This window comes from Undibacterium sp. WLX3042 (assembly GCF_049544825.1).
In the GTDB taxonomy this organism is placed as follows: Bacteria; Pseudomonadota; Gammaproteobacteria; order Burkholderiales; family Burkholderiaceae_D; genus Undibacterium.
The window spans coordinates 2,461,671-2,474,637 of record NZ_CP186698.1 but is presented as its reverse complement, the minus strand read 5'-3'; the positions used below and the strand labels follow the sequence as shown (position 1 = coordinate 2,474,637).

Genomic DNA, 12,967 nt, shown 5'->3' with positions numbered 1-12,967 from the left:
TCTCTTATGCTCCGGATCCCGGGGCACCGTCTTCGCCGGACTGGTAATAACCAGTCCGGGTTTTAAAGAAAATCTACAGAAACACATGCCCTCATTCAACGAACTCGGTTTATCCGAGGACATTCTTCGCGCTGTCAGCGAACAAGGTTACACATCTCCTACGCCTATTCAACAACAAGCAATTCCAGCGGTCATTCAAGGCGGGGATCTGCTGGCTGGTGCGCAGACCGGCACTGGTAAAACAGCTGGTTTTACGCTGCCGATTTTGCAGCGTCTATCGACCTCAGCCAATGCGCCTAAGGATAAAACTGGTCGTCGCCCCATCCGCGCACTGGTGCTGACACCAACGCGGGAGCTGGCAGCCCAGGTACAGGAAAGTGTGGAGCTGTACGGAAAATTTTTGCCGCTGACATCGGCGGTAATTTTCGGTGGCGTGGGTATCAATCCGCAAATCAAAGTATTAAAGCATGGCATCGATATTCTGGTTGCGACGCCGGGTCGTCTTCTGGATCATCATCAGCAGGGAACGATCGATCTGCGTCACATCGAGATTCTTGTGCTGGATGAAGCTGATCGTATGCTGGATATGGGCTTCATTCACGACATCAAAAAAGTGCTGGCCATCCTGCCACCCAAACGTCAGAACTTGCTGTTCTCGGCAACTTTTTCCGATGATATCAAGGCGCTCGCCGACCGGCTACTGAACAATCCGGCCATGATAGAAGTTGCCCGTCGTAATTCAACGGTCGAAGTGATCGCGCAAAAAGTGCATCCGGTTGACAGGGATAAAAAACATCCGCTGCTAGCACACCTCATCAAGACACATGCGTGGTCTCAGGTGCTGGTGTTTACCCGCACCAAACACGGCGCCAATAAACTGGTGGAGCAACTGGCGAAAGACGGTATCGCTGCAATGGCAATCCACGGCAATAAGAGCCAGTCTGCGCGCACCAAAGCCTTATCCGAATTCAAAGATGGCAGCCTGCCTGTATTAGTTGCCACCGATATTGCTGCGCGCGGCATTGATATCGACCAGTTGCCGCACGTCGTCAACTATGATCTGCCGAATGTGCCTGAAGATTATGTTCACCGTATCGGACGTACCGGCCGCGCTGGCGCCAGCGGTGAAGCAGTGTCACTGGTGTGCGTGGATGAATTCAAATTGCTGGCTGACATTGAGAAATTCATCAAACGCAAAATTCCACAGGAAATAATTGATGGATTTATTCCCGATCCGAACGCCAAAGCACAACCCATACAATTGCGTAGCTTTGAGGGACGCGGTCACGGTCACCCCAACCGAGGATCACGTTCGCAGGCTGGCAACAAGCCGGGACAAGCCCGCACACCTGGCAAAACATCTGGAGCTGCGCCTGCCCGCGATGGCGCAGGCAAGCCCCGCCCGCAGGGAAATCGTCCGGCGGTAAAGCAATCATGCGCTCACCGCTCTGGCGGACGCGGCAAGAGTTAATTATTTAACTCATTTCACACAACGAAGGACACAGGAAGATACAACTGATTTCCCTGCGTTCTTCGTCACCATTTCACTCTCACTTTGATCAAATACTGCTCATGCATCTGCTGAGTCGGTGATGTCAGTACCTGCTCTCTTTCTGTCTCTGATTGCAGTGCTTTTTACCAGTCACAAACTAGCTGTCCTGATAGGTATGCTCACAATTCCGACAAAGACACTAGCCGCATACGGGAACTTTCCCGTTTACCAAATCGGATCAGGCAGATCTGGAAGCAAGCGTAGACCACCAGCATCGTCTGTGATAAGGTGCGCAACAAATCTGACCTTATATACCCTACACCCAGGACGGGTAACAGCAAAAAAAATACATCGAATAACAATAAGCAATATGACCGCAAAAGAAACACAACATACTCCCATGATGCAGCAATATCTGCGTATCAAAGCAGATCATCCAGACACGCTGGTGTTCTATCGCATGGGAGATTTTTATGAACTTTTTTTTGACGATGCAGAAAAAGTCTCACGCCTGCTAGGCATCACGCTGACCCAGCGTGGCAGCTCAGGAGGCAGCCCCATCAAAATGGCTGGCGTGCCGTTTCATTCATTAGAACCCTATCTCGCCAAGCTGGTGAAAATGGGAGAATCTGCGGCAATTTGCGAACAAATTGGTGACCCCGCCACCAGCAAAGGGCCGGTTGAGCGCAAGGTCATGCGTATCATCACACCAGGTACGCTGACTGATACTGATTTACTGCCTGAGAAGTCGGATCGCCCGCTGCTTTCGCTCTGCCTGTTGCAACACCGGAAAACCGTTACCGCCGGACTCGCATGGTTATCCTTAGCGAGTGGCTCACTGAAACTCATGGAATTTTCAACTGATGAAAAATCACTGTTTCAGCGCCTGCAACAAGAATTAGAACGCATTTCTCCAGCTGAAATTTTATTATCTGCCGGCACCCTTCTGCTCGATGAACACTATGCGCAACTGCCAGGCAAGTTCTCTGAAGTCCCTGACTGGCATTTTGATCTCAAGCAGGGGCAAAAGGCGTTACAAGATCAGATGGGAACAACGACGCTGACAGGTTTCGGTGCAGAGAATCTGAGCGCATCCCTGGGAGCATCGGGAGCATTATTACGTTATGCCGAAAATACACAGGGTCGTGGTTTGAAACACGTCAATAGCCTCAGTGTCGAAAGCGAGCATGAATTTATCGGTCTGGATACCGCAACCCGGCGCAATCTGGAACTGACCGAAACACTGCGCGGTCAGGAATCGCCAACCCTGTTTTCACTGCTTGATCACTGTCGTACAGCAATGGGCTCGCGTTTGCTCAGACATTGGTTGCACCATGCCAAACGCGATCAGACCATTGCAGCAAGTCGGCATAGTTCGATCAAAGCTCTGATTCTGGCGGATTCTACCGATGGGCTGGCCACAACCCTGAATGCGATACCGGATATAGAACGGATCACCACACGGATTGCGCTGCAGTCGGCACGTCCGCGCGATTTATCCGCACTCAGGGATGGCCTGCAACATCTGCCTAACCTGCGCAATTACGTCAGCATGTGCATTGCCAATAATCAGACCAGTTTATTGACAAAGATATTGTCAGATTTAGCAACGCCTGCAGATTGTCTTGATTTATTGGAACGTGGACTGATGCCTTTACCGTCCACTATGGTCAGGGATGGTGGTGTCATCGCGAATGGCTTTGACACCGAATTAGATGAATTGCGAGCTTTATCTGAAAATGCAGGTCAGTTCCTCGTGCAACTGGAGGCCACAGAACGAGAACGCACTGGCATCGCTAATCTGCGCGTCGAATACAATCGCGTACATGGCTTTTATATTGAAGTGACGAATGGTCAGAGTGACAAAGTACCGGACAATTATCGCCGTCGCCAGACCCTGAAAAATGCCGAGCGTTACATCACGCCGGAACTCAAAGCATTTGAAGACAAAGCATTGTCAGCGCAGGAACGTGCTTTGGTACGCGAAAAAATGCTGTATGAAAAATTGTTGCAGGATCTGCTGCCATATATCGGTTCTCTGCAGGCAATCGCACACTCAATTGCCCAGCTCGACGTGCTGGTAAGTCTCGCCGGACACGCCAGTAAAAACAACTGGTGCTCACCTCAACTCGTCAGCGAACCGATTCTGCAGATTAAGCAAGGCCGTCATCCTGTTGTGGAAAATCAGATAGAACGGTTTATTGCCAATGACTGCGATCTGTCTGAACAGCGTAAATTATTGCTGATTACCGGTCCGAATATGGGTGGTAAATCCACTTTCATGCGACAAGTTGCGCTGATCACCTTACTTGCTTACGTTGGTAGTTATGTGCCGGCCAGCTCTGCAGTCATCGGACCAATTGACCGTATTTTTACCCGCATAGGTGCCGCTGACGATCTGGCTGGCGGACGCTCGACGTTCATGGTGGAAATGACAGAGTCTGCCGCAATTCTGAACGGTGCAACAGAAAATTCGCTGGTACTGATGGATGAAGTCGGGCGTGGCACTTCCACATTCGACGGACTGGCGCTTGCCTGGGCAATCTCGAAACATTTAATCCAGGTATCGAAAAGCTACACTTTGTTTGCGACACATTATTTCGAGTTAACGCAATTGCCGGAGCTTCACCCAAGTGCTGAAAATGTTCACTTATCCGCAGTTGAGCATAAGGAAAACATCGTCTTTCTGCATGCGGTACAGCCGGGGCCTGCATCACAAAGCTATGGCTTACAAGTCGCTCAGTTAGCGGGAATTCCTCAGAGCGTCATCCGATCTGCCCGCAAACATCTGGCCGAGCTGGAAGCGCACTCCGTACAATCGACAGCACAATTTGATTTATTTTCCTCATCCGCAGCGCCGGCCGAAGCGGAACCTGAGATTGCAGTCATTCCGCCTGCACTTCAAGAATTACAGGACACTATTGCATCCATAGACCCCGACAGCATGACACCCAGAGAAGCTCTCGATGCACTCTACGAGCTCAAATCGCTGATCAGACAAACAAAATAAAAACCGCACTCAGGTGCGGTTTTTAGGGGCCAAGAAAATCTGTAGCGGCGCAATTTAACGTTCAGTGCAGATGATGCGTACGGTACTCATCACCCATGCCATCATCGTCGTCATCATGATGATGACCATGAGCACCATGCACGTGGCCATGAGCAATCTCTTCATCCGAAGCTTCGCGTACAGACTCAACAGTCAGCGAAAAACGCAAGGCTATCCCGGCAAGCGGATGATTACCATCCAGCACGACCTTATCTTCAGCAATGTCTGTCACGGTGAAAATAAGCGCATCCTCTTCTCCGCTTTCTTCAGGCATACCTTCAAACTGCATGCCAACCTCCAAAGGGGACGGAAAGCGGTTTCGCGGCTCCACTTTGATCAGTGCCGCATCATAGTCACCAAAAGCATCTTCTGGATTTAACTGGATCACGGTACTGAACCCAGCTTCCTTACCTTCTAAAGCTTCTTCAATTTTTGGAAAAATATTATCGTAACCGCCGTGCAGGTAAACCATAGGCTCCTGACCTTCCTCGATCAGATTGTCTTGCGCATCCTTTAATGTGTAGCGCGCGGTAACAACTGAATTTTTGACAATCTTCATACGATATCCTTAAAAAATATATTCATGTGCGATTATACCCGTCTGGAACAGCGCCGCAGGCAAGCCTATAATGCCGGAATGAAAAAAATCACCTCTCCCCTCGCCCTGTTGGGCAACATCAGCCCGGAACAATTCCTGTGTGAATACTGGCATAAAAAGCCACTACTTATCCGTCAGGCGATACCCGGTTTTAAACCATTGCTGACCCCGGATGAATTATTTGAACTCGCATCCCGAGAAGATACAGAGTCAAGATTAATCACCTTTTTTAAAAAACACTGGGAAATGAAATCCGGTCCGATAAAACAGGTTCCGGTAAAAGAAAAGAAAGACTGGACTCTGTTAGTTCAGGGCGTCAATCTGCACAATCAACAAGCCGATGAACTGTTACGGCAATTCCGCTTTATACCAGATGCGCGTCTGGACGATCTGATGATCAGTTATGCCGCAGATGGCGGCGGCGTCGGCCCGCACTATGATTCTTACGATGTTTTCTTATTGCAGGCACATGGTCAGCGACGCTGGAAAATCGGCGCTCAGCAAGACCTGTCCCTCATTGAAGGAATGCCACTGAAAATTCTGCGCAACTTTAAACCGGAAGAGGAGTTTGTTCTTGAACCAGGCGATATGCTGTATTTGCCTCCACAATATGCGCACGATGGCATTGCGATCGGAGAGTGCATGACATATTCAGTAGGTTTCAGAGCACCTGCATTCCAGGAACTGGGTGAAGCATTCCTGCACTTTATGTCTGAATCGATAGACTTGCCAGGTCGCTACAGTGACCCTGAACTGAAAGCGACAACAAAACCTGCTGAAATCAACAGCGACCTCCTGAAAAAAGTGACAGATCAGATCGCTAAAATCCAGTTTACGCCTGACGATATCACTATTTTTCTGGGTGAATATTTATCTGAACCCAAGCCCTCGGTATTTTTCACATCCCCAGAAAAACCATTATCTCCCAAGCGCTTTGAGCAAGCAGCACAAAAAAAGGGAATTAAATTATCGTTAAAATCATCGATACTATACAAAGGCAAACACGTCTTTATTAATGGTGAGTCATTTGCCGTTGGCAAAGACGACAAAATACTTTTAAACAAGCTTGCAAACCAGCGTTTTCTTGAAGGTGAAGACTTGTCTGTGGCTTCAGCAGACGTGATGGAGGCATTTTGTTTGTGGTATGAAGACGGCTGGTTAGAATTACGATAATTTCTGATTTTGAACGTTGACCGAAGTCAGAGAAATGAAAATTTCATCAAAAAACACCGAGGTATTTAGTTCTTTATTGCAAATATTTAGGAAATTAACTGGAATTAGGTGGCAACACCTATTCCATTGCCGGAAAAATCATTATAATCACGGGTTAGGAAACTTTCGAAGATAACGGTTAGTATTTCGGAATCTTCGGGTAAGCCTATAGAGCGATAATTACCGGTAATTATTCATCGCAAAATTTTGATCTTATTTTTGATCTACTTATTTGAAAGTAAAACATGAAAAAATCACTCTTGCTCGTATCCCTGTTAGCAATCGCTTTGTCTGCTTGTGGCAAAAAAGAAGAAGCAGCTCCAGCTCCAGCAGCAACTGAAGCAGCAGCTCCAGCATCTGCACCAGCAGTAGAAGCTCCAGCAGCAGCTCCAGCTCCAGCAGCAGCATCTGACGCAGCAGCAGCTCCAGCAGCTTCCGCTACAGCAGCTCCAGCATCTAAGTAATTTTTAATTACTTATAAAGCCGGCCTTCGGGTCGGTTTTTTTTTGCTCAGAAAAATTTACCGGGCGCAAAAACAAAAAAAGCATAGGAGTTCCTATGCTTTTTTCTTAAATAAAGAACTGAATTATTTCAACTGATCATTCAGCAATTGCAATATCTTTGCTGCGACCGGAGAGGAATCCACCTTGCCTTCGTTGTTATGGACAGTAATATGACTGACCGCACCGTTAGAGGCATTTTTAACCAGGATACGGTATCTCTTCGCATCGTTCGTTTTATCGCTGGAACCAAAAGAGAATAATTTCGAGAAGAAACCCTCGCTGGCCCCCTTCGTTTTTGCATCAATATCCTGATCAATATAACGGACAAAATACAGTCCCTGAGAGCGATCACGATCTTCAACGGTAAAGCCGACACGATCAAGCGCCAAACCAACTCGACGCCAGGAACGATCAAATCCCTCATCCACCTCAACATAGCTTGAATCTCCGCTCTTCAACAGTTGAGAGCGGGGCTTAACATTCGCAGCGGGTGCATTAACAGCCGCCTTGGCGACATCAGCGTCCGAACCCAGGCGCACCATCAGACGAGATAAAAACTCGGCCTCAAGATCCGGATCGACAGGACGCGCTGTCCAGGTAGTGCTGTCTTTTTGCGCCCCGGTCAACACTTCCTGCGCGCCGCGATGACTGATATAAATCTCAACCTCACCATTCGCTCCACGTTCAAGACGCGTGCGGAATTTATCGCGCTCACCAGTCGAATACAAGGAGTCAATTACTTTACCCAGGGTACTGCGAATAATATCCTGAGGAATTTTGGCGCGATTTTCTGCCCAGTCAGTTTCCATCACTCCGGCTTCCTGATTTTCAACATTAATCAAAAATCCGGATTCCTGCCAGAAATCCTTGATTTGCGGCCATAACACTTCAGGTGTCTGTCCGACGACCAGCCAGCGCTGCGATCCATCGCGGACAATCCGCATTCCTTTGATCTGAGTCGGGGCTATTGCTGCTGCAACAGAAGATGTCTTGATACCTCTTTCAAGATTGTAACCAGACGCAGTTGCACTACTCTTATTCGCATCAGGAATGGCAAAACGGTTATCACGACGGATCTGAGTCAGATCAGGGGGGACTTCCAAGGATGCAGTGGTGACTTTACCCGCACTTTTGTAATCAATCTTGTTCGGCTCAATCATATTGCTAATAGAGCTGCAACCAGTCAATCCAACCAACGCTACTGCGCCTATGATCCCATTTTTAGCAACAAAGCTTTTTGCCATGTGAAAGTCCCTACTCATTATCGTCAATCAAAACTACGTGGAGCAAGCGGGTCAATCAGTGACCCGCTCAAAATGGTGTTTATTGTAATACACCTGACTCGCGCAAAGCTGCACGAACTACGTCATGGTATTGCGCAGCCATAGGCACCAAAGGCAAGCGGATGCCGGCAGGAATCAATCCCATTTCAACCATCGCCCACTTTACAGGCAAAGGATTAGGCTCAACAAACAACTTATTATGCAATGGCAACATACGGTTATTAATTGCAATCGCCTCCTGAATGTCGCCCCGCATTGCAGCAGCACACAACTCACTCATCGCTTTCGGTGCGACGTTGGCAGTCACAGAGATATTACCTTTACCACCACAGAACATTAAGGCCATTGCCGTCGGATCATCACCGGAATACACCGCAAAATCTGAAGGTGCGAGACGAATCAGATCCGTTCCGCGCCCGATATTACCGGTTGCATCTTTAACACCAACGATACCTGGAACCTGAGCCAGTCGCAAAATAGTATCGTTCGACATATCTGCAACCGTACGACCAGGCACGTTATACAGAATCACAGGAATATCAACTGACTCAGCAATTTTTTTGAAATGCTGATACATGCCTTCTTGTGTCGGACGATTGTAATAAGGTACGACCTGCAACGAAGCATCAGCACCGATGTCTTTGGCAAAGCGTGTCAGCTCTATCGCTTCCGCAGTGGAATTCGCACCGGAACCGGCAATGATAGGGATACGCTTATTCGTGTGCTCAACCGCGACACGGATCAGCTCACAATGTTCCTCAACTGAAACCGTCGGAGACTCGCCAGTCGTACCGACGATCACGATACCGTCGGTGCCTTCAGCGATATGCCAGTCAATCAATTTGCGCAGGCATGGCAAATCGAGACTGCCATCCTCATGCATAGGGGTCACAATCGCGACCAGACTACCCTGTATCTTTGTCATGTTAGTGCGAGAAAAAAGTAAAACCCTGATTGTAGCGGATAGACCAGCAATCGGGGCGCAAATAGATGGAATTAGATTTGATCCTCATTCAACCAGACCGGCAGCTTATCTTCAGGCGCAGAGCCAGCTGCTTTTCTGGCGCAAATACGCTGCACAATCGCGGGTTTTGGTTCAACAATAAAACCCTCTTCATAGCCGATCACATGCATAAGCGATTTCGGGGCAGTATGTATCTGCCGCAGCAATTCACCGGGCTGCAAAAGAAAACGCGGGCTGGATGGCTTACCAAACTGCTCATTGCCCGTCGCAAAAGTTTCATAGATCAGCAAACCTCCTTGCTGCAAACTGTCAAGCAGGTGCGGAAATAATGGACGATGCAGATAATTACAAACCACGATTGCCGCAAAACACGCAGAAGGAAATGGCCAGTTGCACTCTTCTGGATCAGGCTCCAGATCATGCAAAATAGTTTTAGCGCCGCGAGACGCCAGATCAGCAAAAGAGCTGTCGTCCCTATCGAGGCAGGTAACGGTAAAACCCTCTGCCAGTAAAAACCGGGAATTTCTGCCGCCGCCGCAAGCCAGATCAAGCACCTCACCTGCAGGACTCAGCGATGCAAATCTTTTGACCCAGTGTGATGGCTCTGCGAGCATGGAATTCGACATAAACAGGGCTTCGATCAACTCACAAACCCAACAGGAAAGAAAACGGCGTCAGTAATAGCGACAAGAAACTGCTTGTCAACACCATCACCGGCACCATCCAGAATTGCAGCACGTGCAACACAACCAGCCCCATCACGATAAAAAAACCATAGGGTTCAATCTGGGCAAATTTATAGGCCAGTTTATATGGCAATAAACTGACCAGAATACGGCCGCCATCCAACGGCGGAACAGGAAACAGGTTAAACGCCATCATCACAAGATTCGTCAGCAAACCCGCTTTAGCCATACTATTAAAATACGCTTCATCGATATCTGCCGCTTGCAATACCGCGCCGAACAACATCCAGGCAAATGCCATCGCAAAGTTGGCAGCAGGACCAGCCAGCGCCACCCACGCCATATCCCGCTTAGGATTTTTCAGGCGCGAAAAATTCACCGGAACCGGTTTGGCGTAGCCAAACAAAAATGATCCGCTGGTCGCAAAGTACAAAACGACAGGAATCAGAATGGTGCCGATGGGATCAATATGCACCATAGGATTGAGACTCAGACGCCCCTGACTATAAGCTGTCGTATCGCCAAAATATTTGGCAGCATAGCCGTGAGCGGCCTCATGCAAGGTGATCGCAAAAATCACCGGCAAAGCGTAAATCAGTACCGTCTGTATTAATTCATTCATGGAAGTCTTTTAAATATTCTGTCACTCAGCTTACATCTGCGTTCGAATGAATGAAAATTACAAACCAAACAGGCTGGCATCACCTCTGCCCTGTCTGACCAGTTCAGGCATCTCGCCCGTCATGTCAATCACCGTGGTTGGCGACAGGCTGCAGGCCCCGCCGTCAATCACCAGGTCAACTATTTTATCCAGCTTTTCACGGATCAGCTCAGGATCAGTCAATGGCTCGTCCTCGTCTGGCAAAATCAGCGTCGTTGCCAGCAAAGGTTGCCCCAGTTCTTCGAGCAAGGCCTGCGTGATATTGTTTTCCGGCACCCGCAAACCTATGGTTTTACGGGACGGGTGACTCAGGCGCCGCGGCACTTCTTTAGTCGCCTCCAATATCATTGTGTACGGCCCCGGAGTTGCCGCTTTCAGCAATCGGTACTGACGATTATCGACTTTCGCATACAAGGCAATTTCAGATAAATCGCGGCATAACAAGGTCAGGTGGTGCTTTTCATCAACACCACGGATGCGCCGCAAACGCGTTACCGCATCTTTATCGTCAAGGCGGCATACTAGCGCATAACATGAATCGGTAGGGATAGCGACAATACCGCCTTTCTCCACCACGTCTGCCGATTGCCTAATCAGGCGCGATTGCGGATTTTCTGGATGAATCTGGAAAAATTGAGTCATAAAAAGAAGAAAGCGGTAGCAACCGCTACCGCTATATAAATTAGTGCAACATTATTTCAGATTTTGCAACGCAGCGATACGTTGTTCCATCGGAGGATGAGAGGAAAACAAAGCACCCCATCCCGGTTTATCACTGATACCCGCAGCGGCAATCGACTTCGGCAATTCACCCGGCTCCATACCACCAAGGCGCGCCAGAGCATGAATCATAGGCTGACGGTTGCCCAGCAATTGCGCTGAACCAGCATCGGCACGGAACTCACGCTGACGCGAAAACCAGGCGACAATCATCGATGCAGCAATACCGAAAATAATTTCGCAGACAAAGACGGTAATCATGTAGCCAATACCCGGCCTGTCATCGTCATTGTTGCGGAACACGGCTTTGTCAATCGCGTAACCGACCACGCGCGCCAGAAAGACCACAAAGGTATTCACCACGCCTTGTATCAAGGTCATCGTGACCATGTCGCCATTGGCAACGTGGGCAATTTCGTGACCCAGAACGGCCTCAACCTCTTCTTTTGTCATGCTTTCCAACAAGCCAGTCGATACCGCAACCAAGGCTGAGTTTTTAAATGCGCCGGTTGCAAATGCATTCGGTTCACCATCATAAATAGCGACTTCAGGCATAGCGATACCAGCTCTGTCAGCCAGCGCTTTCACGGTATTCACCAGCCACAACTCAGTGGAAGAGGATGGTGCATCAATAACGCGGGCACCCGTTGACCACTTTGCCATCGGCTTACTGATCAACAGCGAGAAAATCGCACCGGTGAAACCCACCACCAGAGAAAACACCATCAGCATGCCCATATTCAGGCCGTTTGCTGTCAGATAGCGATTGACACCCAATGCAGACAGGACGACAGACATCACAAGCATGACCGCCAGGTTAGTCAGCAAAAATAAGACAATACGTTTCATACAGAGTCTCCAGCCAGGGGGAAAGAAGTTAATCTTTTGGGAAGATATAGGCAATATTGTTAATTTCAAGCGCTGATCCAGTTTTCCCATACGGGTTTGGAAAATTTAGGCAGCAAAGGTAATTTGCCGATATCGACGTCCGCATCTTCCGGAGAATGGAAATCTGAACCGCGCGATACCAGAAAACCATACTGATTCGCGACTTTCGCGTATTCATCATACTGATCGACGGTATGACTGCCAGTCACCGTTTCTATCGCAATGCCGCCATATTCCTTAAATTCACGGAAAAAACTATCGAATGCAACTGGACTGAGATCATAACGCCCCGGATGGGCGACGACTGCAGCCCCGCCCGCGCCGCGTATCCACTTGACCGCCTCTGCCAGCGTTGCCCAGCGATGTGGCACATAACCCGGTTTACCTTCAGCCAGATAGTGTTTAAAGACATCGGAAACTGAAGCGGCCGCACCAATCTCCACCAGATAACGGGCAAAATGCGAACGGGAAATCAGATCAGGATTACCGACATATTTCAGCGCACCTTCAAAGCTACCAGTAATGCCGACTTTACTCGCCAGATCGGCGGCCATATCCTGCGCCCGGCGCTCACGCCCTGAACGCGTCTTCGCCAGCCCGGCTATTAAATCCGGGTTATTTTCATCGACATTCAAACCAACGATATGGATGGTCTTGCCAGCCCACGTGATGGAAATTTCAACGCCCGAAATAAAGCCCATATCAAGCTCATGTGCCGCCGCACGGGCTGCAGCCACGCCGCTGACCTCGTCGTGGTCTGTCAGCGCCCAGACATCGACGCCATTCGCTTTTGCTCTTTCGGCCAGAGCGGTGGGTGTTAGTACGCCATCCGATATGGTGGAGTGACTGTGTAAATCAGCATTGAGAGTAAGAATGGACATAATATTCAGCCAGCGTAACAAGAAGTATCC

General features: G+C 49.0%; 12 protein-coding genes. 3 read left to right on the top strand and 9 right to left on the bottom strand.

Going from position 1 to position 12,967, the window contains the following annotated elements; genetic code table 11:
- The first annotated feature begins 85 nt into the window (after positions 1 to 85).
- The gene (locus tag ACPAOP_RS11240) at positions 86 to 1,471 is read left to right on the top strand and encodes a DEAD/DEAH box helicase (protein WP_423708055.1); all 1,386 of its coding nucleotides are present in this window, start codon (positions 86 to 88) and stop codon (positions 1,469 to 1,471) included.
- A gap of 391 nt (positions 1,472 to 1,862) precedes the next feature.
- Complete coding sequence (gene mutS / locus ACPAOP_RS11235) at positions 1,863 to 4,502, top strand: DNA mismatch repair protein MutS (protein ID WP_423708053.1); 2,640 nt, start codon at positions 1,863 to 1,865, stop codon at positions 4,500 to 4,502.
- Positions 4,503 to 4,563: 61 nt separating this feature from the next.
- Here the strand turns inward: mutS and ACPAOP_RS11230 are convergent, their stop codons facing one another.
- Positions 4,564 to 5,100 carry an FKBP-type peptidyl-prolyl cis-trans isomerase gene (locus tag ACPAOP_RS11230; protein WP_423708050.1) on the bottom strand — a complete coding sequence of 179 codons (537 nt, stop codon included), beginning with the start codon at positions 5,098 to 5,100 and terminating at the stop codon, positions 4,564 to 4,566.
- A 78-nt stretch (positions 5,101 to 5,178) separates the two neighbouring features.
- On the opposite strand from ACPAOP_RS11230, the gene ACPAOP_RS11225 reads away from it, so the two are divergent.
- Complete coding sequence (locus ACPAOP_RS11225; protein WP_423710008.1) at positions 5,179 to 6,312, top strand: JmjC domain-containing protein; 1,134 nt, start codon at positions 5,179 to 5,181, stop codon at positions 6,310 to 6,312.
- A gap of 267 nt (positions 6,313 to 6,579) precedes the next feature.
- Here ACPAOP_RS11225 and ACPAOP_RS11220 read toward each other — a convergent pair whose 3' ends face one another.
- The 8 genes from ACPAOP_RS11220 to ACPAOP_RS11185 all read right to left on the bottom strand — a co-directional run bounded on the left by ACPAOP_RS11220 (position 6,580) and on the right by ACPAOP_RS11185 (position 12,937).
- Positions 6,580 to 6,759 carry a hypothetical protein gene (locus tag ACPAOP_RS11220; protein WP_423679508.1) on the bottom strand — a complete coding sequence of 60 codons (180 nt, stop codon included), beginning with the start codon at positions 6,757 to 6,759 and terminating at the stop codon, positions 6,580 to 6,582.
- A gap of 178 nt (positions 6,760 to 6,937) precedes the next feature.
- Positions 6,938 to 8,098: an outer membrane protein assembly factor BamC gene (bamC, locus tag ACPAOP_RS11215; protein ID WP_423679507.1), complete on the bottom strand. Its 1,161-nt coding sequence runs from the start codon at positions 8,096 to 8,098 to the stop codon at positions 6,938 to 6,940.
- Positions 8,099 to 8,177: 79 nt separating this feature from the next.
- Positions 8,178 to 9,062: a 4-hydroxy-tetrahydrodipicolinate synthase gene (dapA, locus tag ACPAOP_RS11210; protein ID WP_423679506.1), complete on the bottom strand. Its 885-nt coding sequence runs from the start codon at positions 9,060 to 9,062 to the stop codon at positions 8,178 to 8,180.
- Between the two features lie 71 nt (positions 9,063 to 9,133).
- Positions 9,134 to 9,727, bottom strand: a complete 594-nt coding sequence (locus tag ACPAOP_RS11205; protein ID WP_423708048.1) for a class I SAM-dependent methyltransferase — start codon at positions 9,725 to 9,727, stop codon at positions 9,134 to 9,136.
- Between the two features lie 19 nt (positions 9,728 to 9,746).
- The gene (locus ACPAOP_RS11200) at positions 9,747 to 10,409 is read right to left on the bottom strand and encodes a site-2 protease family protein (RefSeq protein ID WP_423679504.1); all 663 of its coding nucleotides are present in this window, start codon (positions 10,407 to 10,409) and stop codon (positions 9,747 to 9,749) included.
- 57 nt (positions 10,410 to 10,466) lie between these two features.
- On the bottom strand, positions 10,467 to 11,090 hold the full coding sequence (locus ACPAOP_RS11195; protein ID WP_423679503.1) for an L-threonylcarbamoyladenylate synthase: 624 nt from the start codon (positions 11,088 to 11,090) through the stop codon (positions 10,467 to 10,469).
- 51 nt (positions 11,091 to 11,141) lie between these two features.
- Positions 11,142 to 12,017 (bottom strand): protease HtpX, encoded by an 876-nt coding sequence (htpX, locus tag ACPAOP_RS11190; RefSeq protein ID WP_423679502.1) that lies wholly within the window; start codon positions 12,015 to 12,017, stop codon positions 11,142 to 11,144.
- Positions 12,018 to 12,082: 65 nt separating this feature from the next.
- On the bottom strand, positions 12,083 to 12,937 hold the full coding sequence (locus tag ACPAOP_RS11185; protein ID WP_423708046.1) for a 3',5'-nucleoside bisphosphate phosphatase: 855 nt from the start codon (positions 12,935 to 12,937) through the stop codon (positions 12,083 to 12,085).
- Positions 12,938 to 12,967: the final 30 nt, after the last annotated feature.